General features: G+C 45.6%; 24 protein-coding genes and 2 tRNA genes. 5 read left to right on the forward strand and 21 right to left on the reverse strand.

The features are described 5' to 3' along the window. Window positions 1-36: 36 nt before the first annotated feature. The 8 genes from AR442_RS19140 to gutB all read right to left on the reverse strand — a co-directional run bounded on the left by AR442_RS19140 (window position 37) and on the right by gutB (window position 7831). Window positions 37-1041 (reverse strand): SPFH domain-containing protein, encoded by a 1005-nt coding sequence (locus tag AR442_RS19140; RefSeq protein WP_014417078.1) that lies wholly within the window; start codon window positions 1039-1041, stop codon window positions 37-39. 26 nt (window positions 1042-1067) lie between these two features. Then, window positions 1068-1829: a TPM domain-containing protein gene (locus AR442_RS19145; RefSeq protein WP_014417077.1), complete on the reverse strand. Its 762-nt coding sequence runs from the start codon at window positions 1827-1829 to the stop codon at window positions 1068-1070. After that, window positions 1829-2854: a TFIIB-type zinc ribbon-containing protein gene (locus tag AR442_RS19150; protein WP_014417076.1), complete on the reverse strand. Its 1026-nt coding sequence runs from the start codon at window positions 2852-2854 to the stop codon at window positions 1829-1831. Before AR442_RS19150 ends, AR442_RS19145 begins: the two co-directional genes overlap by 1 nt. Window positions 2855-2904: 50 nt before the next feature. Beyond that, window positions 2905-3591 (reverse strand): PspA/IM30 family protein, encoded by a 687-nt coding sequence (locus AR442_RS19155; protein WP_053285261.1) that lies wholly within the window; start codon window positions 3589-3591, stop codon window positions 2905-2907. A gap of 114 nt (window positions 3592-3705) precedes the next feature. Beyond that, window positions 3706-4023 (reverse strand): YjdJ family protein, encoded by a 318-nt coding sequence (locus AR442_RS19160; RefSeq protein WP_053285262.1) that lies wholly within the window; start codon window positions 4021-4023, stop codon window positions 3706-3708. A gap of 232 nt (window positions 4024-4255) precedes the next feature. Next, complete coding sequence (locus AR442_RS19165) at window positions 4256-5218, reverse strand: carbohydrate kinase family protein (RefSeq protein ID WP_053285263.1); 963 nt, start codon at window positions 5216-5218, stop codon at window positions 4256-4258. A 101-nt stretch (window positions 5219-5319) separates the two neighbouring features. Continuing rightward, window positions 5320-6696: an MFS transporter gene (locus AR442_RS19170; protein WP_029973766.1), complete on the reverse strand. Its 1377-nt coding sequence runs from the start codon at window positions 6694-6696 to the stop codon at window positions 5320-5322. A 73-nt stretch (window positions 6697-6769) separates the two neighbouring features. After that, window positions 6770-7831: a sorbitol dehydrogenase gene (gutB, locus tag AR442_RS19175; RefSeq protein WP_029973767.1), complete on the reverse strand. Its 1062-nt coding sequence runs from the start codon at window positions 7829-7831 to the stop codon at window positions 6770-6772. A gap of 200 nt (window positions 7832-8031) precedes the next feature. Here gutB and AR442_RS19180 point away from each other — a divergent pair, with 200 nt between their 5' ends. Next, complete coding sequence (locus tag AR442_RS19180) at window positions 8032-10533, forward strand: tetratricopeptide repeat protein (protein WP_053285264.1); 2502 nt, start codon at window positions 8032-8034, stop codon at window positions 10531-10533. 1008 nt (window positions 10534-11541) lie between these two features. Next, window positions 11542-11889, forward strand: a complete 348-nt coding sequence (locus tag AR442_RS19185) for a DUF4064 domain-containing protein (RefSeq protein ID WP_014417068.1) — start codon at window positions 11542-11544, stop codon at window positions 11887-11889. Window positions 11890-12219: 330 nt separating this feature from the next. Here AR442_RS19185 and groL read toward each other — a convergent pair whose 3' ends face one another. Both groL and groES read right to left on the reverse strand, forming a co-directional pair. Further along, the gene (gene groL / locus AR442_RS19190) at window positions 12220-13854 is read right to left on the reverse strand and encodes a chaperonin GroEL (protein ID WP_003155941.1); all 1635 of its coding nucleotides are present in this window, start codon (window positions 13852-13854) and stop codon (window positions 12220-12222) included. Between the two features lie 41 nt (window positions 13855-13895). Then, a complete protein-coding gene (gene groES / locus AR442_RS19195) occupies window positions 13896-14180 on the reverse strand; it encodes a co-chaperone GroES (RefSeq protein ID WP_003155970.1) in 285 nt (94 codons plus the stop codon). A gap of 236 nt (window positions 14181-14416) precedes the next feature. Here groES and AR442_RS19200 point away from each other — a divergent pair, with 236 nt between their 5' ends. Next, window positions 14417-15151, forward strand: coding sequence for a CPBP family intramembrane glutamic endopeptidase (locus AR442_RS19200; RefSeq protein ID WP_003155972.1), 735 nt, complete (start codon window positions 14417-14419; stop codon window positions 15149-15151). Then, entirely contained in the window at window positions 15148-15339 is a 192-nt protein-coding gene (locus AR442_RS19205; RefSeq protein ID WP_003155975.1) for a YdiK family protein, read from the forward strand. The genes AR442_RS19200 and AR442_RS19205 overlap by 4 nt, the downstream gene beginning before the upstream one ends. 38 nt (window positions 15340-15377) lie before the next feature. On the opposite strand, the gene tatC is transcribed toward AR442_RS19205, so the two are convergent. The 4 genes from tatC to moaC are packed head-to-tail and all read right to left on the reverse strand — an operon-like array spanning window position 15378 to window position 17488. Then, window positions 15378-16136, reverse strand: a complete 759-nt coding sequence (gene tatC, locus AR442_RS19210) for a twin-arginine translocase subunit TatC (protein WP_007609791.1) — start codon at window positions 16134-16136, stop codon at window positions 15378-15380. A gap of 6 nt (window positions 16137-16142) precedes the next feature. Next, the gene (locus AR442_RS19215) at window positions 16143-16313 is read right to left on the reverse strand and encodes a twin-arginine translocase TatA/TatE family subunit (protein WP_003155981.1); all 171 of its coding nucleotides are present in this window, start codon (window positions 16311-16313) and stop codon (window positions 16143-16145) included. An 18-nt stretch (window positions 16314-16331) separates the two neighbouring features. Then, on the reverse strand, window positions 16332-16979 hold the full coding sequence (locus AR442_RS19220) for a redox-sensing transcriptional repressor Rex (protein ID WP_003155984.1): 648 nt from the start codon (window positions 16977-16979) through the stop codon (window positions 16332-16334). Further along, window positions 16976-17488, reverse strand: a complete 513-nt coding sequence (moaC, locus tag AR442_RS19225) for a cyclic pyranopterin monophosphate synthase MoaC (RefSeq protein ID WP_053285265.1) — start codon at window positions 17486-17488, stop codon at window positions 16976-16978. Before moaC ends, AR442_RS19220 begins: the two co-directional genes overlap by 4 nt. 139 nt (window positions 17489-17627) lie before the next feature. Between moaC and AR442_RS19230 the strand changes: the two genes are divergently transcribed. Then, entirely contained in the window at window positions 17628-19556 is a 1929-nt protein-coding gene (locus tag AR442_RS19230) for an ABC-F family ATP-binding cassette domain-containing protein (protein ID WP_014417066.1), read from the forward strand. Between the two features lie 222 nt (window positions 19557-19778). Here the strand turns inward: AR442_RS19230 and tsaD are convergent, their stop codons facing one another. The 7 genes from tsaD to AR442_RS19265 form a co-directional block, all read right to left on the reverse strand. Continuing rightward, window positions 19779-20819, reverse strand: a complete 1041-nt coding sequence (gene tsaD, locus AR442_RS19235; protein ID WP_007408855.1) for a tRNA (adenosine(37)-N6)-threonylcarbamoyltransferase complex transferase subunit TsaD — start codon at window positions 20817-20819, stop codon at window positions 19779-19781. Beyond that, window positions 20812-21267: a ribosomal protein S18-alanine N-acetyltransferase gene (gene rimI / locus AR442_RS19240; protein WP_003155993.1), complete on the reverse strand. Its 456-nt coding sequence runs from the start codon at window positions 21265-21267 to the stop codon at window positions 20812-20814. Before rimI ends, tsaD begins: the two co-directional genes overlap by 8 nt. Before the next feature lie 10 nt (window positions 21268-21277). Further along, window positions 21278-21967, reverse strand: coding sequence for a tRNA (adenosine(37)-N6)-threonylcarbamoyltransferase complex dimerization subunit type 1 TsaB (gene tsaB, locus AR442_RS19245; protein ID WP_014417065.1), 690 nt, complete (start codon window positions 21965-21967; stop codon window positions 21278-21280). Beyond that, window positions 21948-22424: a tRNA (adenosine(37)-N6)-threonylcarbamoyltransferase complex ATPase subunit type 1 TsaE gene (tsaE, locus tag AR442_RS19250; RefSeq protein ID WP_014417064.1), complete on the reverse strand. Its 477-nt coding sequence runs from the start codon at window positions 22422-22424 to the stop codon at window positions 21948-21950. Before tsaE ends, tsaB begins: the two co-directional genes overlap by 20 nt. A 15-nt stretch (window positions 22425-22439) precedes the next feature. Further along, entirely contained in the window at window positions 22440-23417 is a 978-nt protein-coding gene (gene thiL / locus AR442_RS19255; RefSeq protein WP_014417063.1) for a thiamine-phosphate kinase, read from the reverse strand. Window positions 23418-23599: 182 nt separating this feature from the next. Then, a tRNA-Asp gene (locus tag AR442_RS19260) sits at window positions 23600-23676 on the reverse strand. Window positions 23677-23682: 6 nt separating this feature from the next. Beyond that, window positions 23683-23759: transfer RNA gene (locus AR442_RS19265), tRNA-Met, on the reverse strand. Between the last annotated feature and the right edge of the window lie 35 nt (window positions 23760-23794).

A 23794-nucleotide genomic window follows, 5' to 3' on the forward strand; every position in this document is an offset into this window, starting at 1 on the left:
AAAGAGGCCCCAAAAAGGCCTCTTTTTCGTATATCGTCAGGCAAGCTTCTGTCCGCAATTCGGGCAAAAATTCGCGCCTTCCGTTTTCGTTCCGCAGTTCGGACAGAATTTCGGCTTATCCGCTCCTTCCGAGCCGTTCGCCGGTGCCGTCCCCTGATTCTGCTGACTTTGATCTTGCTGCGGCTGGTTCTGCTGATTTTGATTCATTTGGTTCATCATTTGATTTGCCACATTCATTCCCATCATCATGCCCGCCATGTCGGAGGCGGCGCCGCTTCCGTTCATTTTGCCGGATGACATTCCGTCCGTCATGGAAATCTGCTGATAGCGGTTCACATCGCCCACCATGCCGTAAGAAGCGTTTTTCGTAATCATATCCTGAACTTCCTGCGGATAGTTAAAGCTCATAATATTGAAGCCCGTAATCGACATGCCGTCTCCGATCAGCTGCATATCAAGATCTTCTTGAATCCCTTTTCCGATTTCAAAGGAATTCGACTGCAGATTGAACATGTCTTTTCCTTCTCTGGTGATCCATTTCATCAAAAGCTGATCAAGAATAGACGTAATCCGGATTTTAATGTCCTCCACTAAATAGCTGTCTTTGACACCCGCAATCTTATCAATCAATCCGATGTAGTCAATGACCTTGAAGTTAAATGTGCCGTTTGCGCGGATCGGCATACCGCCCGGCATACCTGCCGCCGGAATGTTGATGGCGTTTTTTGTGCCCCACTTCACGGTGAACTCCTTCGTATTCACAAACAGCACTTCAGCCCGCATGCCGCTGTTAAAACCAAACTTAAACCCTTTTAGTGTAGATAGAAACGGAATGATTTCTGATTCGATATCATAATCGCCGTCATCACGGAAAATCCCTTCAATCTTCCCATTGTATAAAAAGATGGCATCCTGTCCCGGCCGGATGATCAGACGGCTGCCTTTTTTAATTTCACGGTTATTCCATTTATAGAAAACCATGTCGTCTCTGAATTCTTCCCATTCCACCACATTTGCTAACTGATTTCTGAAAAAACCCATGTATGCTCAAATCCTTTACATATAATTTAAAAACTTCCCTTGCTTCCGCTGTAACTCGTGCCGCCCCTCGTGACTCCGCCGTCATTGTCATTATCTTTATCAGGCTTTTTTTCTCTTGTAACGTCGGTTCGGATATATGTGTCGTGCTGGCTCAGCACTTCAGACGTATCGTGATCCATATACGTGCTGCCGGTGACGGTGACCTTGCCGCCGGAATTGTACACCATCACAGTGACGGCGATTCCGGCCGCGGCTGCGGCAATAATGAGCTGAAACCACCATGTGAGCAGCAGATTGTCAGACTTGTCGTCCGGGCTTTTCCCCATATCTTTATAAGCCATCTTGATGTAGGTCTGAAACGCCTTTTCATAATGGCCTGCGGAAATATCTGACGAGATCGTATTCCTGATCGTATTCAGCCGGCTGTTATTCAAATACGTCTCCGCCTTTTTATATCCCGAGATAAATACTTCCCGATTTTTCATATCAATGGTCAATATCGCCGTACTTCCGCTAAAATGACTGTCATAAAAATCACCGGCGTACTGCTCGATGTCCTTACCGCCCGTTCCGTTTGCGGTAAGAATGATAAAATCGGTATGGCGCTTTGCCCCCAGCTTCCCGGCCAATTCCTCAAGTTTCTTCGTTTCATCCTTCGTTAATAAATGAGCATTGTCATAAACATATTGCTTCTGTTCCGCGGCAGACGCCGATGTATGTAAAGAAAAAGACAGCATCAGAAAAAGGACGAAGCAGAAGAGACACGCTTTTTTTATGGATACTTTCATCAAAAACCGCCTCCTATCATAAGTGAGACGAGTCTTAATGCTACAAACGCACCGGCGGTTATGCCGCCGAACCACGCGGCCACTTTTCCGGCACTGATCGGCGGTTTGCCGACAACCTTGCCCGTCTGCCCGTTCATCGCAAAAATGTGCTCAGCCCGCTCATAGTCGTAGCTGACCATCCAGACCGGAAGCAGTACGTAAAAGCTGCTGATTTTATCGGTCTGAATCTGCTCATCCGTAATGTCAGCCGTCGTATATCCGGAGAAGGTGGATCTGATATAAGAATCAATATAATGGCTGATTTTATCCTTCGCGCGCGGAAAGAGATCGTCATCGGTATAATTGTACTTTTCCGCTATATATCCCGCTAAATAGGCCGTATTAAACTCCTTCAGCTCACTGTATGAGTAAGGCTCCAATTTGTCCATTAATTCATCATTCATTTTTTCTGAAGCGTCGACCGGAATTTTGAGATAATCAAGATTGATATCGCGGTACGCGTTGTAATACTCGGTCTCCGTCACCCGGTATTCTCCATCATCATAGTGATGCACTCTCGTACAAACGGCATTGACCTGAACCTTGCTGTTTAAATCAAACATCCAAAACGGCACGTACATGCCGGTTATGCTCTTCATCCGGTCGGCAGACATAAATCCTTTCGGTGTCAGACGGCCGTTTCGGCACCACTTTTTAAAAGCGCTCATGGCCTCTTCTTTACTGATCGTAAAAGGGATCACCATCGAAGGCGCGAGATTTCCCGATAATCGGTCGGCGAGAACGGCGGCTCCTCCGCAAAACCCGCACGTCGTGGCCGTCGTTTCCGCCTCAGTCATTAATACCGCGCCGCAATTCTCACAGCGGTACTCGTTCGCCTCATTTTCGGAAAATCTCGTCGTTATATACTCTTTTGGCAGGCTCTCAATCTGATCCTGCCGCCCGCAGCTGTGACATGTCAGCATGCCGGATGAACTGTCAAAGACCATATCATCGCCGCAGTTCGGGCATTTATAAGAAATGATCATTCTGTTTCTCTCACTTTCTCTTTATATCGGACAAAGCTGCAGCCCGCTGTCTATTGATCTTTACTGAAAAGCATTTTCTGCTTGAGCGCCGCCAATTCATCATCGACACTGCTTTGATTGCTGTCATATTTAGCCGCCAGCTCGTCAATATCGTCTTTCGGAGACGCGTTCAGCTCAGCCATCGCATTGGCGTGATCAAGCGCTTGGTTGACCTTGTCTTCCATTCTGCCGAAAGCTGTCAGCGATTGGCCCGCATTTGACACAGAGGACCCCAATTTGTTCATTCTCTCCTGCGTTTTTGCCACAGACCACTTCGCTTTGATGGCATTTCGGCGCGACTCAAGCTCTCCGATATCAGCGACAAGCTTGTCATGCATTTTGCGCATTTGAGACGCGTTGGATGAAGCGAGCTGATAAGCCGTCTGCAGCTCGGTCAGTCTTGATTCAACAGCCGCTTTCCTTTCCAAAAATGCCCGCGCATCAGCTTCATTGCCGGCCTGCAACGCTTTCATCGCATAATTTTCCATCTTTTCGGCATCAGCCTGGCATTCTGTTAACGCTCTTTTCGCCCGCTGTTCCTCAGCCATGACAGAAGCCGTCTCCGCTTTCACTTTTCCTAAATCACTGTTCAGATTCCGCAAATATTGATCAACCATTTTTTCAGGGTTTTCAGCTTTATCCAGTAGCGCATTGATATTGCTTGACATGATGTCTTTAAATCTTCCTAAAATACTCATTTTTCATTTTCCTCCCAAAATTAAATAGTAACAAGTTCACAGTTATATATACTGTTTTTTTCAAAAAAAGTTTCATTTTCTCTTGAATTTATGTATTTTTATATGAAAATAGTCTCATTCAGCCCATTTGTGCCGGCGGAAATTCTTTATGACCAGATACAGTGAGAACAAAAAATAAACAAACAGCCCGATCATCAACCCGCTCACTAACGGATAATGCTTCGCCGCATACACAAAGAAATCCAGCTGCGAAATCTGTTCCGGACTTGTAATCGTATCCGTCCCATTCAAAAGCTTTGAGAATTTAGCCGTATAATTCCAATCAAACGAATCAGAAACAAGCTCACTCCCCTGATACCAATTGACAGCGGCGAGACAAAGAAAACAAAAAACAGAAAACGCGCATTGCACAATAAAAAAAACATGTTTCATGAAAAACATTCCTCCGCGGTTCAATATCATAGGCCGTCACACTATACATGACGGCAGCAGCAGAAACTTGGTTTTACTCAGAACTGATAAAAACGTGATTGTATGTACTTCACAGCGGTTCAATTTACTGGATGCCTTTCTAAAGTATACCGTATATCGTAATGGGTTTCAGACCTAAATAAAGAGGATGCTTCCCGAAGTCTGATGACTTTCAAGAAACATCCTCCATACTTTACAGTGATACTTCAACCTCTTTTAAGCTCGGCAAAGCATCGATCGCACCGATTTTGGTGCACACGAGCGCCCCCACCTTATTGGCAAATGAGACAATATCACGCAGCTTCGCAAAATCATCGGCTGCCGTCTGAATCTCATCGGTGCGCGCCAGCTGATACAGCGCCGCGCCGACAAACGCATCTCCCGCTCCCGTTGAGTCTATTGATGTCACCGGAATGCTCGGAATGATGTCAATATCCTTCCCATTTGATAGAAGGGTTCCGCTTTTCCCGAGTGTCACCGCCACAATGCCGGCTCCGATCTCATGAAGAACCGCAACACCTTCTTTATGATCCTTCGCACCGCTGATGATCTCAAGCTCTTCGTCACTGACTTTCACAAAATCACTTACGGCAACGGCTTTTTTTGCGGTGTTTATAAACTCTGAAACTCTTCCTTTCCATAAATCCTCACGGTAGTTAGGATCGAAGGAAATAAACTGTCCATTGTCTTTCGCAATCGACATCAGCCGTAAATAGGCTGAGCAAAACGGATCAGATAACAATGCTGTCGCTGATCCGAAATGAAGGATTTTCGCATCGTTTACCTTTTCCAGATCAATATCATCCAGCGTAAACAAAGCGTCCGCTCCTCTGTTAAACACAAAGTCGCGCTCCCCATTTTGTTTTAATGAAACAAACGCAAGCGTTGTAGGCGCTTTCTCATCCATGACGAGCATAGAGGTATCGACGTGTACGGCGTCCAATGTCTGCTTCAGAAAATACCCGAACGGATCTTTGCCTGTTTTTCCGCTGAAAGCCGCGTCTCCGCCCAGCTTAGCAATGGCTGCCGACACATTCGCCGGTGCCCCGCCGGCACTTTTTAAGAAATTACGCCCTTCCGTCAAATCAACATCCACATCGGTACAAAAGAAATCAATTAACAATTCTCCAATACAAATAACAGATTGGCTTCCCACATTATCACACTCATTTATCAATTCTCGATTATAGTTTCAGTATAGTGCTTTCTGTCATAAATACAACCGTTTACATAGAATATTTTAAATTTTACATATACTTATCTTGCAGCTCTTTGCTCCAGATCAGACATCACCTGCTGATATTTTTTTTCAGTTAAAGGATAAAAAGAAATAAGAATAATAGACAGCAGAATGAACAATCCCGGAATGAGCGCATTCATATTTTTAATCGCATTCAATGACGAGGCCGTCTGATCGGTATTCGCGGCATATCCGGCGATTCCGAGATAAACGGCCGAAAATGACCCGGCTAGCGCAACTCCGAGCTTATTGATGAAACTCATGCTCGAAATCACCACGCCATCAGCCCGGACTCCGGTTTTCCATTCCGCATAATCGACACAATCGGCAACCATTCCCCAAGCAAGCGTATTTAAAGGCGTCGTAAAAAATCCCGAAACGAAAAGCCAAAAGAAGATAAGCGGCAGCGAAGAATACGATGTAAACTGAAGGCCCGCATAAGAAATCAGCGATAGCGCCGCCGTGATGATCATAACCTGCTTCCGGCCCCGCTTCTCAGAAAAGAAAGGAATAAACAGATTGCTGATCAGCGCTGCGCCGAAAAACAACACGGTTCCTAAAAACACAAATTCCTTATGGCTGACGTTATACGTAAAATAGTACACCATCGTGCTGAGCTTAATGTTAAACCCAATCGCAAACGCCAAAAATGCAGAAACCAAAATGAGCAAAGGCTTGTTTCGGAACAAAACAGACAACGTCTTTTTCATTCCTTGTTTTTTTCTTTTTTCAGGCTGAATCCGTTCCCGCACAGTAAAGAAACTGAACAGATTCAACGCGATGCTCACCGCCGCATAGATAAGCGCCGTCATCTGGAATCCAAACGCCTGATCTTTCCCGCCGATCAGATCTGCAAGCGGTGTCGCACAGGAAATCGATAACAGAATTCCGATATAAACCAAAATCATCCGGGTCGTCGTCAGAACCGTCCGTTCCTCCACGGAATTCGTCATCCGCCCCGTTAAGCTGTTGACCGGAATCGTCTGCATGCTGAAGGACATCCCAAGCAGAATATAAGTGATGTACGCATAAACCATGTTCCCCGTCTCGCCGAAATGAGGCGTCGTGAAGCATAAGAACGTAAATAGCGCAAAAGGAAACGCCACCCACAAAAGATACGGCCTTGCCTTTCCCCACCTTGTATTCGTCTTGTCTAAAATCACGCCCATAATCGGGTCAAAAATAGCATCCAGCACCCTTACGATAAGAAACAAAGCTGCGATGACCGCAGGCTTAATGCCGCCGACGTCTGTATAGTAGAATAATAAGTATGCGTTTACAAACTGAAAGATAATATTGTACGACATATCGCCGAATCCGTAGCCGATCCGTTCCATCCATGACAGGCCGCGATATTTCGTCTTTACTGCCGCTGCTTTTTCTGTTTCAATCATCATTTCCCACCCCAAGAATCCGTTTTCATTTTTGATAAGCAAGAGGGAGAATGCAAAGATCCTCCCCGTTCACTCAGCGATTTGGATACACCATCACTTTTAAGCATTCATTTTTGTATTGAAAGGCCCGTTCCATCGCCTCTTGCGTCTTCTCCAGCGGATATTGGTCCGTTATAAGGTGCTTCGTGTCCACTATGCCGGAAGCGAGAAATTCAATTCCCTTCGGATACGTATTCGCATAACGGAAGATTCCGTAAATATCAATCTCGTTATCCGCAATAAACGGCACATTGAGCGGAATCTCGTTCTGAGAAGGCAAACCGACAATCGCCAGTTTTCCGCCCCGGCGCACGGAAGCCAGTGCGGATTGCAATGCCGCCGGATTCCCCGCTGTTTCCCAAGCAGCATCAACGCCTATGCCATTCGTGATCGTTTTGATTTCTTCACCGGCATCCTGTTCCCGGACATTGATGACATGCGTCGCTCCCATTTTTTTCGCAGCTTCTAACCGCAGCGGCTCCAAGTCGGTCACAATAATTGTGCCTGCCCCGTATGCTTTCGCTGCCGCAACGGCCATCAGCCCCACAGGGCCCATTCCCATGATCGCAACCGTTGAACCGGGCTGAAGCTTCGTTCTCGAGGCCGCATGAATGCCGACAGAAAACGGTTCAATCAAAGCCGCATCTTCATAGGATAGTGAATCCGGAATCGAGAAAACAAAGTCCTGGCGCATTTTGATATATTGGACAAACGCGCCGTCAACCGGCGGTGTCGCCAAAAACTGTACATCCGGGCAAAGGTTATAACGCCCCTCCTTACACGCCTCACAGCGTCCGCACGTAACACCAGGTTCAACAGCGACGCGGTCACCGACTTTGAATTGATCAACAGACGAGCCGACAGCTGCGATTTCTCCCGCACATTCATGCCCAAGGATAAATGGTTTTTCCACAACATAGTTGCCTATTCGGCCATTTGTATAGTAATGCAGATCTGATCCGCAAATCCCGACAGCCATCACCTTAATCAACACTTCATCATGATTGATGTCAGGCACAGGCAATGTTTCGATTTTGATTTCTCTCGTGTTGTGCATAACAGCCGCTTTCATGTTCTGAGGCACTGTGTGAGTCATTTGGCAAAATCCTTTCTCTGCTTTGAAATGTAAGTGCATACATTTTTGTTTTCTCTATTACTGCCCCTATTTTATCTGCTTTTCCATACGTTCAACAGCCTTTCCTGCTGTATAAAAGGACAGCGGCACTGTACTTTTTATTTTTTCATATACAAAAAACACTGAATTGATAAAATAGTACTAATAGGAGGTGCAGGCTAATGGCTGAACTTGAAAACCGGACACAATTTGCAGAACTGCTGGCACCTGCCGTCAAATCGCTGAAACATCATCCTGATTACAAAATCAAAAGGACAAAGAATGTAAAAGCCGGACAGTCTTATATAGATCAAATCGCACTCCGATTAGGCGTTTCCTCTAACACGATCAAAAGCTGGATCGGACAGATGGGCGCAAACTACATTCCCGGACGAATTGACGACGGAAAGCTGTTCGGAATGATCTGGATCATTATAGAAAAGACTGACATGGATCCTGAATGGCTGACCGGCCTTCTGGAAACCACCACCATTCCCGTCATCAAACCCGCATTGCCCGTTTGGACGGCGTCTTGTTTAAAAAAAGCAAAAATACTCCGGAAAGACGGATCATTCGGAGCGCCGAGTGATGAAGATGTTGAAAAAGCAGTAAAGCGGCTGTTTCATGACAGACCCGGCCATGAAACGTATGCGCTTACAAGAAAGTCCGTTACGCATAACTTACCGTCACGCCGGACCGGGAACTTTATCGGACGCGGCTTTGATATGGAAGCAATCCGGCAATGGATGCTGTCTCCGTCACCGGTCTGTTTAATCACGGGCTGGGCCGGCATGGGAAAAACAACAATCGCTCTTGAAGCAGCCTACCTTTGTGCCCGCAGTTCTACAGACTGGCCGGCATTCAACAGCATCATCTGGATCAGCGCGGATTGGAGAGGATTGAGCTTTAGCGATTTTTTAAACACGATCGCCTATCAGCTCGGACGCACCGAACAAATCAACAAATCAATCAACGAAAAACGGTTCGTCGTCCGCAATGCATTAGCCGCTCATTCAAACGAAAAACCAGTATTGCTGATCGTTGACAGCATTGATACAGCGGAACGTGACATTCACGAATTTATCATCGGCCTTCCGCAAGGTGTAAAAGTCCTTCTTACGGCACGGGAAAACGTAAAACAGACATACCGGGACGGCCTCGGGGAACTGGCGGCCATCCAGCTGAGCGGCCTTGAACAAACGGATGCCCTTGAATTTTTCCATCAAGAAGTGCACCGCTGTCTGCAAACATGCAACTTCCCGCATAAACGGGAAAAGCTGGAGCAGCTATTGCAGCTATCGCCTGACCTTAAGAATGAATTCATCTCGGCAGCCGCCGGCAATCCGAAGGCCATGGCACTCAGCATCGCTTACATGTCAGACGACGACATCCCCGCTCCCCAGCTCATACAAGAGCTTAAACAAGCAGGCTACTCATTATTGGAATTGTTTGAGGTTCTCTTTGGCCGCACATGGGACAGATGTCATGAAGACACACGAAAACTGTGGCAGACGCTTTGCTTTTTCGCTAAGCCGCCTGATGAAAAAAGCTTGGCTCAAGCGGCTGGATTAGACGTCCGGCGGTTTCATTACGCGATTGAGCAAATGCGGTCATATGCTTTAATACAGCCGGAACGAAGCGAAGGAAGTATTCAATACGCTGCCCATCAAACCGTTGTCGCTTACGGAGAACAGCACTTATCCGAAAATCACGAATTTGCAAAAGAAGCCCGCAGCCGCTGGGCGCATTATTATATTGATTATGCGGAAACCCATATAAAGCGGGAACAGCCCAATTCTATCTATTGGAGCTACCTGCTGGGACGGAATTTAGAGCAAATGAAAAAGGAATGGCCGAACATCCTAAAAGTCATCGAATGGTCGAGCGAAACCGGACAACATGACATCCTGATCAAACTCATCATCCGCATCAGCCATTTTCTAAGCAGAATCAACCTGCCCCTGCGAATCGAATACGGATTAAAAGCCGCCGGTGCCGCCCATCAATCAGGCGAACACACGCGGGAAGCTTACTTTCGGATCGACACGGCAGGCTGGGCGCTGATGGAAGTCAACGATTCAGACGGAGCTCTCAGGCAAATAGAAGCCGGCCTGAAGATACTCGAACAATCAGGCGCGCCGGATCACGACGACTTGAAAGTATGGGGAACCGCCCTGCAATCGAGGCTGCTGTTAAAAATCGGAGAACCGGAAAAAGCGGCAGCAATGCTGGACGGCATCAAAGATCAGCCCGTCTCGCCCATTATCCGGCACAGGGTTCTTCTGGTCTGCGGCGACCTGAGTTTCGCCCGCTCTCACTACGAAGAAGCCATCACATTATACGAAGCGGCAAACACAACCAGCGCCGCATACGGCGGCGAAAAAACAATAGAAGCCTATTTCAACCTGGGCATGGCTTACGTAAAGTGTGATCAACTCGAAAAAGCGGAAAAAGCCTTTGAACAAATGCTCTATGACAAACACAACGCCAATCAAGTTGAGTTGATCTACTATTATTACGGAATGGCACAGCTGTTGTATCGTAAAGGAGAGAAAACGAAAGCGATGGAATCGAATCAAAAGGCGATTCGTTTGATTGATTCGTGGGAGCCTGGGATTGGGATTCGGGGTGAGGTTGAGCAGCTGAGAATGGTGCTTGAAGGAAATGGTGAAGTCACATTGTAGTTAGGAAAGTGTGAATTCCATCTAAGATAAACCCCTCACACCTTATTTATAAATAAATCAGGCCTTATCAGTTGAGTTAACTGATAAGGTCTTTTTTGCTAGAATGCATGAGCAATTCAGATGAAATCAAATATCCAACCCTTGATATAACAAGGGTTTTTGCTGTTTATTTGCATTATTCCTCCTAACATCATGAAAAATTAGTTTTTAATAAATATTTTTGAATCAATGTTTAGCAGTGATGGGATACCAAATCTGTCAAAATGATAAAACCAGTACTAGGGCTACACTAGAACTTAATAGGATGTCAAACTGTATGTGGCCTTTAATGTTTAAAGCTAGCAGTAAGTTGAATGATTTCCAACTTTGATATTTCAAGTGATATTTTTTAGCTTATTCTCTTCCGCTAAGAATTTTTTAGAAAAAGTGGTAATTTCCCCTTGAAATTTAATTGATTATAGTCGATTATATATAGGTATTATATTATATAAACTGGGGGTTTTAGGTGAAGAAGCAACTCTTTTTATTCATGTCTTTAGTACTATCATTAGTTTTTAGCGGCTTGTAGTAGCTCGACAAATGATGTCTCACAGGGATAGTGATTCAAAAAATAAAAAAGCTTGAAAGACTAAAGATGACTGTTCTAAAAAAGTCGTTGCAATATGCTGAAGCACTGGGCATGAGTTAATCTGGGCGATATAAAGATCATGAGAGACAAGATAAACGTCGTAATAAACATCAAAAATACAACTGACAAAAACCTGACCTTTTATTCTGACCAAGGAATGTCGTTATTGGCAATTAGCTGCAAACATGTTCTTAACTGATGGAGAAGTCCAAGGCGGAATAAAACAAAAAGGCGTATTTGAATTCTCTGCTCCAGATGAAAAAATGATGTTGATAAAGTCAAAGAAATGAAATTAAACTTTGGAGATGTTGTCACATAGACTTCATGAAAAATAAAGCTGTATCAATTACAGTACCAGTTAAGTAAGGGAGAGTTTAACAATGAAAAGAACAACTGAATTTGTTTTAGGATTATTGGGTGGAATTTTTGGTTTTATTGGGGCGATCATGGCATTGATTATTGGTGGACTTGATGCCTCTTTTAATTCAAGCGGTACAAGCGAAATCATTGGTTTAGGCTGGGGAGCTGTTGTCCTATCAATTTTGGGTATTGTCGCTTCAGTAGTAGTTAAGAAGAAACCTAAAGTCGGAGGAGTATTGCTCCTTATCTCAGGAATTGGCGGAGTAATTTGTATATCAATGTTCTATTTACTGCCTGCTGTTCTTCTTATTATTCCAGGGATCATGGGACTTGTCAGAAAAGATAAAACGACAACAACAGCAGCTTAAAGAAAGGCCCTTAGCAGGGCCTTTCTTTTTTAGCCAATAAAAAGTAAAAGTTCTCGATATGTTAAATTTATACACATTTTAAAAATCCACCATTGTCAAGATTATATAAGCAAATTGCAGATTTACTTGCCGTAATGTAAAAGCATAACAATACTAAAAGTTTATCCTTCAAAATGAAAGAGGATGCTTCGCAAAAGTCCATTAGACTTTCGGAAACATCCTCAATTTCAGAATTTCATGAAGAAATGTTATCAAAATGTTATTTTTTTGAGCATTTCAGATGATATCAACGGTCAAACCCTTGGTATATCAAAGGTTTTCTCCGTTTGATTACATCATTCCGCCCATACCGCCCATTCCGCCCATGTCAGGCATTCCTGCGCCGCCGGCGTTTTCTTCCGGTTTGTCAGCGACAACCGCTTCAGTTGTCAGGAGCATTGCTGCTACAGAAGCTGCGTTTTGAAGTGCAGAACGTGTAACTTTTGTCGGGTCAACGATACCTTTTTCGATCATGTTTACCCATTCGCCGGTTGCTGCGTTGAAGCCTACGCCGATTTTTTCGTTTTTCAGGCGCTCAACGATGACAGATCCTTCAAGACCTGCATTGTGCGCGATTTGACGGATCGGCTCTTCAAGCGCGCGAAGCACGATGTTGATACCTGTTTGCGCATCGCCTTCAGCTTCAACTGCAGCGACTTTGTTGTATACGTTGACAAGCGCTGTACCACCGCCGGATACGATGCCTTCTTCAACAGCTGCGCGAGTTGAGTTGAGGGCATCTTCAATGCGAAGTTTACGCTCTTTCAGCTCAGTTTCAGTCGCAGCGCCGACTTTGATGACAGCTACGCCGCCGGCAAGTTTCGCAAGACGCTCTTGTAATTTTTCTCTGTCGAATTCAGAAGTTGTTTCTTCCACTTGAGCGCGGATTTGGTTGACGCGTGCAGCGATTTTTTCAGTATCGCCGGCGCCTTCTACGATTGTTGTGTTTTCTTTCGTTACCACAACTTTAGAAGCGCGTCCCAATTGTCCGATTTCAGTAGATTTCAGGTCAAGGCCTAAGTCTTCTGTGATTACTTCTCCGCCTGTAAGAACAGAGATGTCTTCAAGCATTGCTTTACGGCGGTCACCGAAGCCAGGAGCTTTAACGGCAACAGCGTTGAATGTGCCGCGAAGTTTGTTGACAACGAGTGTAGCAAGAGCTTCACCTTCAACATCTTCAGCGATCAGAAGCAATGGTTTGCCTTGCTGTACAACTTGCTCAAGCACAGGAAGGATTTCTTGAATGTTTGTGATTTTTTTGTCTGTGATTAAGATGTAAGGATTGTCAAGAACCGCTTCCATCTTATCAGAGTCAGTCACCATGTAAGGAGACGCATATCCGCGGTCGAATTGCATACCTTCCACAACTTCAAGCTCAGTTGTGAAACCTTTAGACTCTTCGATTGTGATGACGCCGTCGTTTCCTACGCGCTCCATTGCTTCAGCGATAAGGCTTCCGACTTCCTCATCAGCAGCAGAGATCGCAGCAACCTGAGCGATAGACTCTTTGCCTTCGATCGGCTTAGAAATTTCTTTTAAGTTTTCGATTGCAACGGTTACAGCTTGTTCCATACCTTTACGCACGCCGACAGGGTTAGCCCCCGCAGTTACGTTTTTCAAGCCTTCGCGGATCATAGCCTGCGCAAGTACAGTCGCAGTCGTCGTACCGTCACCGGCAACGTCGTTTGTTTTGCTGGCTACTTCAGCTACAAGCTTCGCACCCATGTTTTCAAACGCATCTTCAAGTTCAATTTCTTTTGCGATTGTCACACCGTCATTTGTAATTAACGGAGAACCGAATTTTTTCTCCAGAACCACGTTGCGTCCTTTTGGCCCTAAAGTTACTTTTACAGCGTCAGCAAGCGCATCGACACCGCGAAGCATAGCGCGGCGTGCTTCTTCACTAAACTTAATATCTTTTGCCATGTTAACGAAACCTCCTCGAATTTTTAAAAATATTTATTTGCTTAGCCGATAACAGCTAAAATGTCGCTTTCACGTAAGATTAAGTATTCAGTACCTTCGTATTTCACTTCAGTACCGGCGTATTTTGAGAAGATAATGCGGTCGCCCTCTTTTACTTCTAAAGCAACGCGCTCTCCGCTTTCCAACACGCGACCTGAACCGGCTGCCACGATTTTGCCTTCTTGCGGCTTTTCTTTTGCAGAATCCGGTAATACGATTCCGCTGGCAGTTTTTTCTTCAGATTCTACGAGTTCAATGACAACGCGATCACCTAATGGCTTTAACAATGTAATAACCTCCTCAATAGTATGAATATGTAATTTTAGCACTCAGCTCTAAAGAGTGCTAACACAGTTATTATAATAAAGAATCTCACTTCCAATTTCAAGTCATAAGAATAAAAAATTTTCACGCTTACATGATTCTCTCTCGCACTGATTTTCTCCTTTTTTCACGTCAAGTTCACTTGTGTTACAATAAGAACAAATAAGTTGATTTTATAGGATAAAGGAGTACATATCATTTGAGAAAACAGTATTGGTATATCATTTTGACATATGTTATCATGCAGCTTTCCGCATTGATCGGCATTCCTTTAATGTACAAATTCGGCTATGCGGGCGGGCACCCTACGAATGCGAATCTCACCATGGCTCAGGGGATTTATTCCGTCGTAAGCTTTTTTATCTGCCTGATTATCGTTCTCTTGATTTTGAGAACCGCGCCGAAGCAGACATTAAGAAACGGGAAGAAAGCATCCGCCGGCATGTCCGTTCTCTGGGCGGTCGCGGGAATATGGCTCGCTTTATTTTCTCAGGGAATCGCCGGGATGATTGAGCAGTATGTCTTTCATGTGGGCAGCGGTTCCGAAAACACGAAAGCCATTCTCAACATTATTAAAGCCATGCCGCTCATGATTATCGTTTCTTCTATCGTCGGGCCGATTCTTGAAGAAATCATTTTCCGGAAGATCATCTTCGGTGTATTATATGAAAAAACGAATTTCTTTATCGCCGGACTGATCAGTTCCGTCATTTTCGGCATTGTGCATCAAGACCTCACGCACCTGCTGCTGTATACGGCCATGGGCTTTACCTTTGCGTTCTTGTATGTGCAGACGAAACGGATTATTGTGCCGATATTCGCCCATGTCATGATGAATACCATTGTCGTGGTCATGCAGCTCGGCCCCGCCCAAAAATATATTGAACAGCATAGTGAGCAAATGCAATTAATTATTGGAGGATTGTTTGTATGAGGAACCCAATGACTTGGGGCTTGATTTATTTCGCAGTCGGCTGTATCTTTACGTATTTGGCCGCAAGCTCTCCGGGAAGCATGTGGTCTTTTTATTCCATACTGCTGATGGTTTTCGCCGCTTATAATATCAGCATCTCGTTTAAAATGTTCGCCTTCTCATTTAAAGTGAAGAAAAATCAAAAATAAAAGAAAAGCCATTTCTCATCATGGAGAAATGGCTTTTTTTATGCTGATACGTCCTGATCAGATTCACTGCCGGTCTGCCTTTTCCGATACGCCGCTTTTGAGATCAGAATGCTGATCTCGTATAAAATGCAAAGCGGAATGGTAATCATCAAGTGAGACAGCAGCTCAGGCGGCGCAATCATCGCGGCGATCACAAGCAGCACAAAATACGCATACTTCCTGATCTTCGATAAAAACCTCGGCGTGATAACACCGAGTCTCGTTAAAAACATGATCAGCACCGGCATCTGAAACAGCAGTCCGAACGGAATCGTCAGCTGCAGCAGAAAATGAAAGTACTCGGTAATCCCGATCACCTGGTTGACATCCAGGTCATTCGAAACCCGCTTCATAAAATCAACGACCAGCGGAAATAAAATATAATAAGAAAACGACACACCGCCGACAAACAGCACGATCGAAATCGGAATATAGCTGAGTGTTACTTTGCGCTCCTTCTCATACAGACCCGGGCTGACAAACGCCCAAATCTGATAGAGAATAATCGGCGAAGTCAAAATGATGCCGATGATAAACGCGAACTGCAAAAAGATAAACAGCGGATCCGTCAGGTTAAAAGCATTAAGGGTGAGCTCTTTTACTTCATCGGCTTTTTGAAGATACACAATGATAGGTTTTGCCAGAAAAAAGCCTGCAATAAAGAAAACCGTAAAGGATAACGCCACAATCAGCAATCGTTTCCGAAGTTCGGCAATATGCTCCACAAGCGTCATTTGATTCACTCTCATACGCGTCATCCTATCTTACTGTTCTTCTTTCTTTTTTTCCTCTTCTTCACCGGCTAATCCCTTAGTAGCATTCTTAAATTCACGAAGCGTGTCTCCCGCCGCTTTTCCTAATTCGGGAAGCTTCTTCGGACCGAAAATAATCACCGCCACCACACCGATAACCGCCAGGCTTCCAGGACCGATCATGTGCAGCTCCTCCTTTCGCTATTCAATTTCTTCCAAAACAGAATAATGCTTTAAGAAATAAACCAATGATTGAAGTTCTACAGCTAAATCTATATGATGAATTCGAATGTGATCCGGCACATTCAAACGGGCCGGCGTAAAGTTAAGGATTCCCTTGATTCCGAGCGACACGAGCCGGTCGGTGATTGACTGCGCGGCAACCGCCGGAACGGTAAGAATCGCCACGGGTTCATCCTTAATGTGAAGCTCTAAATCATTAAGATCAAAGACAGGCACACCGCCTACCTCAGTTCCTATTTTACTCTGATTCACATCAAAAGCCATAGATATTTTGGTGTTATTATTTTTTGTGAAATTATAGTGAAGAAACGCCGTCCCTAAATTCCCGACACCGATCAAAATGACATTCGTCGTTTCATCCTGATCCAGTGTTTTTCTGAAAAATGACAGCAGGTAATCCACATTATAGCCGTATCCTTTTTTGCCGAGCGCCCCGAAATAGGAAAAATCCCGGCGGATCGTGGCCGAATCGACTTTTACCGCGTCGCTCAGTTCAGCTGATGAAACGCGCTGCTTTCCTGACGCGTGTAAATTCTTTAAAAAGCGATAATAAAGCGGCAGCCGTTTTGCCGTCGCCTGTGGAATTTTTGATTGATCCTTGTTCATGATTGGTCCTCCACTTTATACTCAGATGCATCTCTTTTAAAATCACCGTTTTTGCCTCCTGTCTTTTCCATGAGGCAGGTCGGGCCGATGACCATTCCTTTATCCAGCGCCTTGCACATATCATAAACGGTCAAAGCGCAGACTGAAGCGGAAGTTAGCGCTTCCATTTCCACACCTGTACCCCCTTTCGTTTTTACGCTTGCCTGTATATGAAGAACGGCTTCGGAATCCTTTTCCTCCCAGCCGAATGAAATGTCGACGCTGCTTAAAGAAAGCGGGTGGCACATCGGGATAATCGCTGACGTCTGCTTTGCGGCCATAATTCCTGCCACCTGTGCGACAGCCAGCACGTCTCCTTTTCCGATCTCGCGGTTTTTGATTCTGCTGTACACGTCATGCTTCATGTGTACGCTGGATATCGCAGCGGCAGTACGGACTGTTGAAGATTTATCGCTTATATCCACCATGCGGGCACGGCCTTCTTCATTAAAATGAGAAAATCCATTCATATTTAAACTCTCCTTACTTCTGATCATACACTATTTTCTCCCTGATGTCTTATCCTATAATGTTCCAATTCTGATGTATTGTTTGCTGACAGCAGGTTGATAAGCTACACTTAACTTATTATAACAGAGGTGAAATAATATGATGATCTTACAAATTAATCAGCTATCCAAATCTTTTGGCGCTGATCCTATTTTAAACAATATAAAGCTTGAAGTCAGATCTCGGGATCGCATCGCCATAGTAGGCAGAAACGGAGCCGGCAAATCAACTCTCCTTAAAATTATCGCAGGTCACCTTTCATATGAAAAGGGTGAATTAATCAAACCGAAAGAATTAACGATGGGATATCTTGCCCAGCACACAGGCTTGGAATCCCGGCTTACCATAAAAGAAGAACTGCTGAGCGTTTTTGATTTCCTGAAAGCAATGGAAAAAGAAATGCGCTCTATTGAAGAAAAGATGGCCACGGCCGCCCCCGCGGAGCTTGAGACGCTGATGAAAACCTATGACAGGCTTCAGCAGGATTTCAAGGATAAAGGCGGCTATCAATATGAAGCGGATGTCCGATCAATCCTTCACGGCCTCGGCTTCGGAAAATTTGACGATTCCGTGAAAGTGCAAAGCCTGAGCGGCGGTCAGAAAACAAGACTTGCGCTCGGAAAACTGCTGCTGACCCAGCCTGATCTGCTTATTCTGGATGAACCGACGAACCATCTCGACATCGATACGCTCACTTGGCTTGAGCATTATTTACAGGGATATTCAGGCGCCATTCTGATCGTTTCCCACGACAGATACTTTCTTGATAAAGTCGTCAGCCAAGTGTACGAGGTCTCACGGACAGAAAGCAAAAAATACCTCGGCAACTACAGCGCCTATTTAGAACAAAAAGCTGAGCAGTATGAGAAAGACCTGAAGCTGTATGAAAAACAGCAGGACGAAATCGCCAAGCTTCAAGATTTTGTCGACCGCAATCTGGCCAGAGCTTCTACAACGAAAAGAGCCCAAAGCAGACGAAAACAGCTTGAACGGATGGACGTCATGGCAAAGCCGCTCGGGGATGAAAAATCAGCCGCCTTCCGTTTTGACATTACAAAACAGAGCGGAAACGACGTCCTGCGCGTACAGGATGTTTCCATCAGCTATGACGGCCAGCCTCCGCTCTTGAAAAACCTGACCTTCGGCATGACAAGAGGCGAAAGCGCCGCCCTCGTCGGACCGAACGGAATCGGCAAATCAACCTTGCTGAAAACCATTATGAATACAATCAGTCCGGAATCCGGATCGATCACGTACGGTTCCAATGTCACAATCGGCTATTATGATCAGGAGCAGGCTGAACTGACCTCGTCCAAACGCGTGCTGGACGAGCTGTGGGATGAATATCCGGACATGCCGGAAAAAGAGATCAGGACATGCCTCGGCAACTTCCTGTTCAGCGGAGACGATGTCCTGAAACCGGTCCGTTCGTTAAGCGGCGGGGAGAAAGCAAGAGTCGCGCTTGCCAAGCTGATGCTTCAAAAAGCAAACTTTCTCATCCTTGATGAACCGACAAACCACCTTGACCTGGACAGTAAAGAGGTGCTGGAAAACGCCCTGATCGACTACCCGGGAACACTGTTATTTGTCTCGCATGACCGCTACTTTATTAACAGGATCGCCACAAGAGTGCTGGAGCTCTCACCTGATCATGCAGAAGAATATTTGGGAGACTATGACTATTACACCGAGAAAAAAGCCCAGCAGCTGGAACTGGAAGAAATGAAGCGGCAGGAAAAGGAGCAGGCTCAGCCTGCCGGCAAGGTCAAACAGGATACGAAAAGAACTTACGAGGAAGAAAAAGAATGGAAGAAGAAAGAACGGCAGCGCCTGAGACGCATTGAAGAAATCGAAGCAGCCGTCTCATCCGCCGAAGAGAAAATCAGCGCCAATGAGGAGCTGCTGTGCGATCCTGACGTGTATCAGGATCATGAAAAGGTACAGACCATTCACGCGGAGAATGAAGCTCTGAATCAAGAGCTCGAGAACTTATTAGCAGAATGGGAGGAACTCTCCTCAGAAGAATAGAAAAAGTCAAGCACCTCTTTAAGGGGTGCTTTTTTATCCACAGCTATCCTCCTTGTCAGCCATGTAAGTAAGCGTTTTATACACACTATCCACAAAATTTTCTGACTTTATCCACTTTACTAACAACTTACAGCCCCTTATCCAGCCTGGATTTCTGGATATACTCACAATCCTGTGGATATGTTAGAATTATCTGTTAATAAGTAAAAAAAGCCTCACGTTTTACAACGTGAGACGATCAAAGGATGTTAATTCCAAACCGGGCTGTCCGTTCATATCATATGAGCCCCGAATCCCCTTTTCAAAAGCAACGGTTCCGGCAGCCGCAATCATCGCTGCATTGTCCGTGCATAAAGAAAGCGGCGGGATGATAAGCTCGGGATCTCCCGAATGGCTGAATTCCTGCTGAAGTGCGGCTCTCAGCCCTTTGTTAGCGGCTACGCCCCCTGCCAGCAGCACTTGTTTAACCCCGTATTCTTTCGCGGCCTTAGAGGTTTTTGCCGTCAGTACATCAATGACACTCTGCTGAAAGCTTGCTGCAAGATCCTCCGGAGGAATCACCTCATTTTTTTGCGAGGCGTTATGAAGCGTGTTAATCACGGCTGATTTTAGGCCGCTGAAGCTGAAATTGTAAGACCCTTCTTCCAGCCACGCACGCGGAAGCGGAATGGAATCCGTTCCCACAGCAGCCAGCTTATCAATCTGCGGCCCTCCCGGATAAGGAAGCCCCATCGTTCTTGCCACTTTGTCGTAAGCTTCGCCTGCGGCATCATCCAGCGTTTCACCGATAACCTCAAATGAACCGTGCTCTTTCATATAAACCAATTCCGTATGTCCGCCTGACACAACCAAAGCAAGCGCCGGGAACTGAAGCTCTCCTATCAGCCTGTTTGCATAAATATGACCCGCAATGTGATGGACACCGACTAGCGGTATTTGATGGGCAAAGCTTAACGCCTTTGCCGCATTGACTCCGATTAACAGGGCTCCGACAAGTCCGGGTCCTTCCGTTACGGCAATCGCATCAAGATCATCAAAGCCCATCTCCGCTTTTGAAAGAGCTTCCTCAATCACAAGGGTGATCTGCTCCACATGATGTCTGGACGCTATTTCAGGCACGACCCCGCCGAAACGTTTATGGCTTTCAATTTGAGAAGCGACGACGTTTGAAATAATTTCATTCCCGTTTTTTACGACTGAGGCCGCTGTTTCATCACAGCTTGTTTCGATTCCTAATACATAAATATCTTGTTTTTCACTCATGTAATGTCACCCACATTAATAACGCATCTTCCCCGTTATCTGTATAGTATTGTTTTCTGATTCCACCGGCCTGAAGACCGAATTTTTTATATAAGGATTGGGCGGGATGATTTGAGACCCTGACTTCGAGAGAGAGCCTTCTTGCCTTTTTTTCTCTGCACAATTCTATCGCAGAGCGAAACAGCGCTTCTCCCAATGATTGGCCCCGATATTCCGGCTTAATGGCTATGTTCGTAATCTGCGCGTCATCTATAATAATCCAGATTCCGCAATACCCCGCCAGACAGCCGTCCTTTTCAATGACAAGGTAGTGGGCATACGGATTTTCCAAAAGCTCATGATAAAATGAATCCTTCGTCCACGGAGAAGTAAAGGATGCTGTTTCAATTTCATAAATTTGATCAATATCTTCCGGCCGCATGCTTCGAATCGCCGTTTTCGTTTTCATCCCTATCACCCTATTTTTGAGATTCCATCCATTTCGCTTCAGCCTCTGCCAGACGCAAATAATCCGGAACAAGGCTGTGGACATCCGCTTCTTCTTTTTCCAAGCCTAAAAACGCCAGCTCTGACGGCCGCGGATTATGCTGTGCAGCCGTTCCTATCACTGCTTGAGATGTCAGCTCATGCAGAATGGTTTCTTCATGAATCGCTGTATCGTGCCCTAAAAATAAAACCGGAGACGCTTTTTCTTTCAGCATGCCGAGCCAATCAGTCAAAAGGACATTCTGATCTGGAAGAACGGATTGTAATCGGCCGTCCTGATATTCATAAAGTCCCGTATATACCTGTCCGCGCCGGGCATCAAATAACGGGCAGATCAGTCCTTGAAAGTGCCGTCCGTTAGCCGCCAGCACCTCCAGACTCGAGACAGCGGAAACCGGAAGCTTCAGCGACCATGCCAATGTTTTTGCCAGCGTCACACCGATTCTGACACCTGTATACGATCCCGGTCCTTTCGCCACCGTTATTTTTGTAAGATCCTGCGGTGTTAGGCCGCAATCCTTCAGCAATGAATTGACAGCAGGCATGGCCCGCACGGAATGATTCTTTTTTAAATATGTAATATACTCCGCCATCACCGTTTTGTCACGAACGAGCGCGGCACCCAGCGTGTAATTTGACGTATCAATTGCCAGTATTGTCATGTTTATTTATCTCCTCACAAAGCGTTTCATACCGTGTTCCGCAAGCCGTAAAGGTAATGTCCCTTGCCTCATCACCGGCTCTCTTGATAACGATCTGCAGCCGTTCAGCAGGCAGCTGATCCTGAATTAAATGAGCCCATTCAATTAAACAGACGCCTTGTCCCTCAAAATATTCTTCAAGCCCTAAGTCTTCGCTTTCATCCTCCATACGATACACATCCATATGATATAGAGGAAGCGAACCGTCATGGTATTCTTTTATAATTGTAAAAGTCGGGCTGTTTACCACTCTCGTGATTCCCAGTCCTTCGGCAAAACCCTTTGTAAAAGTCGTTTTTCCCGCGCCTAAGTCGCCTTCCAGTGTCAAAATGTCTCCCGGCTTTGCCAAAGAAGCGGCAAGCTTGGCTACGGCTTTCGTTTCTTCGGGGTTTTTCGTTCTCCATTGTAATGTCTTCAAAGTGAGTCACCCGTCTTATTTAAAATGATTGTATCCTTTTTTCTCAAGGACGATTTGTCTCTGATCATTGGCTGTCAAAAGAACACATGCTTCCTTCCGTTCAGATACCGCCCCTATCTTCGCAATCGGAATGCCCGATTGAGTGCAGTAATCAAGCAAAGAAATCCACTCTTGCTGAGAAACCGTTCCAACCAATTCAAAATCTTCACCGCCGAATAACACCCATTTCTTCCACTCAGAATCTGCCTCAGGCAAATCCGGATGCACCGGCAGAAGTTGTTCTTCAATTTCTATCGTAACTGAACTTGCCGCAGCTATTTCATGCAGCTCACTGGCCAATCCGTCACTGATATCATTCAAAGCCGCGCGCTGAAGCTGAGAGCAGAAGCGGCCGACCTGAACTCTCGGAACGGGCCGTTTATGTTTTCGGATAAAATAATCACTCGTATGAAAAGCAGAAGGGAGTGTTTCTCCCAATAAAAGAGACAGTCCTGCTGCGGACGAGCCGATATCCCCCGTAACAAACACAACATCCCCGGGTCTTGCCGAGCTTCGCAGACAAGCGCGATCCTTCTCAACTTCTCCGATGACAGTAACGGTAATTACGGCTTGACCGGAAGCGGAGACGGTATCTCCCCCGATCAAATCCATTTGATATAGTTTCGCCAGTTCCGCCATTCCTTCATACATTGCCTGGACGTCAGCTTTCTGCCAGCAAGAAGGAACCGCTAGAGACACCAAATAAAACTTCGGAATGCCTCCCATCGCCGCCACGTCACTAATGTTAACAGCAAGCGCCTTATAACCGATATCATGAGGAGAGGAATACTCTAATTTAAAATGGACATTCTCCACCATTGTATCAAGGCAGACAATTTGCTGCATATGGGGTGACGCTGTATAAACCGCACCATCATCACCGATCCCTACATCGACGGAAGGATGATAATGCGAATGCGGCGTAATACTGTGAATCAAATCAAACTCATCCATATATCTCCCGTCTCCCTTTCTGACGCTCTTGTGAAATACAGCTCTTTCTAGTGTATCGGATTATGTTTCAATATCCAAGACTTTAACGATATAAAAGAAAGCTTGGTTAGATACCAAGCTGCCAGCATTTAAAAGAAAACACAAAAAAAACGAAAACATGATCGTTTCGTTTACAATAAAAATGGCGGTCCGGACGGGACTCGAACCCGCGACCTCCTGCGTGACAGGCAGGCATTCTAACCAACTGAACTACCGGACCATTTTTTGGTTGCGGGGGCAGGATTTGAACCTGCGACCTTCGGGTTATGAGCCCGACGAGCTACCGAACTGCTCCACCCCGCGATGATAAAATTTTAGAAAAGCTTGGCGGCGTCCTA

It is taken from the genome of Bacillus velezensis (genome assembly GCF_001461825.1).
Taxonomy (GTDB): Bacteria; Bacillota; Bacilli; order Bacillales; family Bacillaceae; genus Bacillus; species Bacillus velezensis.

Excerpts from the sequence above, each read along its gene's own strand:
- AR442_RS19230 (WP_014417066.1), top strand. The coding sequence starts at position 17,628 with ATGATGATCTTACAAATTAATCAGCTATCCAAATCTTTTGGCGCTGAT.
- groL (WP_003155941.1), bottom strand. The coding sequence starts at position 13,854 with ATGGCAAAAGATATTAAGTTTAGTGAAGAAGCACGCCGCGCTATGCTT.
- tsaD (WP_007408855.1), bottom strand. The coding sequence starts at position 20,819 with ATGAGTGAAAAACAAGATATTTATGTATTAGGAATCGAAACAAGCTGT.
- AR442_RS19155 (WP_053285261.1), bottom strand. The coding sequence starts at position 3,591 with ATGAGTATTTTAGGAAGATTTAAAGACATCATGTCAAGCAATATCAAT.
- AR442_RS19205 (WP_003155975.1), top strand. The coding sequence starts at position 15,148 with ATGAGGAACCCAATGACTTGGGGCTTGATTTATTTCGCAGTCGGCTGT.
- AR442_RS19215 (WP_003155981.1), bottom strand. The coding sequence starts at position 16,313 with ATGATCGGTCCTGGAAGCCTGGCGGTTATCGGTGTGGTGGCGGTGATT.
- AR442_RS19170 (WP_029973766.1), bottom strand. The coding sequence starts at position 6,696 with ATGATTGAAACAGAAAAAGCAGCGGCAGTAAAGACGAAATATCGCGGC.
- AR442_RS19185 (WP_014417068.1), top strand. The coding sequence starts at position 11,542 with ATGAAAAGAACAACTGAATTTGTTTTAGGATTATTGGGTGGAATTTTT.
- rimI (WP_003155993.1), bottom strand. The coding sequence starts at position 21,267 with ATGAAAACGAAAACGGCGATTCGAAGCATGCGGCCGGAAGATATTGAT.
- tsaB (WP_014417065.1), bottom strand. The coding sequence starts at position 21,967 with ATGACAATACTGGCAATTGATACGTCAAATTACACGCTGGGTGCCGCG.
- AR442_RS19180 (WP_053285264.1), top strand. The coding sequence starts at position 8,032 with ATGGCTGAACTTGAAAACCGGACACAATTTGCAGAACTGCTGGCACCT.
- AR442_RS19140 (WP_014417078.1), bottom strand. The coding sequence starts at position 1,041 with ATGGGTTTTTTCAGAAATCAGTTAGCAAATGTGGTGGAATGGGAAGAA.
- moaC (WP_053285265.1), bottom strand. The coding sequence starts at position 17,488 with ATGAATGGATTTTCTCATTTTAATGAAGAAGGCCGTGCCCGCATGGTG.
- gutB (WP_029973767.1), bottom strand. The coding sequence starts at position 7,831 with ATGACTCACACAGTGCCTCAGAACATGAAAGCGGCTGTTATGCACAAC.
- AR442_RS19220 (WP_003155984.1), bottom strand. The coding sequence starts at position 16,979 with ATGAACAAGGATCAATCAAAAATTCCACAGGCGACGGCAAAACGGCTG.
- AR442_RS19150 (WP_014417076.1), bottom strand. The coding sequence starts at position 2,854 with ATGATCATTTCTTATAAATGCCCGAACTGCGGCGATGATATGGTCTTT.
- AR442_RS19145 (WP_014417077.1), bottom strand. The coding sequence starts at position 1,829 with ATGAAAGTATCCATAAAAAAAGCGTGTCTCTTCTGCTTCGTCCTTTTT.
- AR442_RS19160 (WP_053285262.1), bottom strand. The coding sequence starts at position 4,023 with ATGAAACATGTTTTTTTTATTGTGCAATGCGCGTTTTCTGTTTTTTGT.
- thiL (WP_014417063.1), bottom strand. The coding sequence starts at position 23,417 with ATGGATGAGTTTGATTTGATTCACAGTATTACGCCGCATTCGCATTAT.
- tatC (WP_007609791.1), bottom strand. The coding sequence starts at position 16,136 with ATGACGCGTATGAGAGTGAATCAAATGACGCTTGTGGAGCATATTGCC.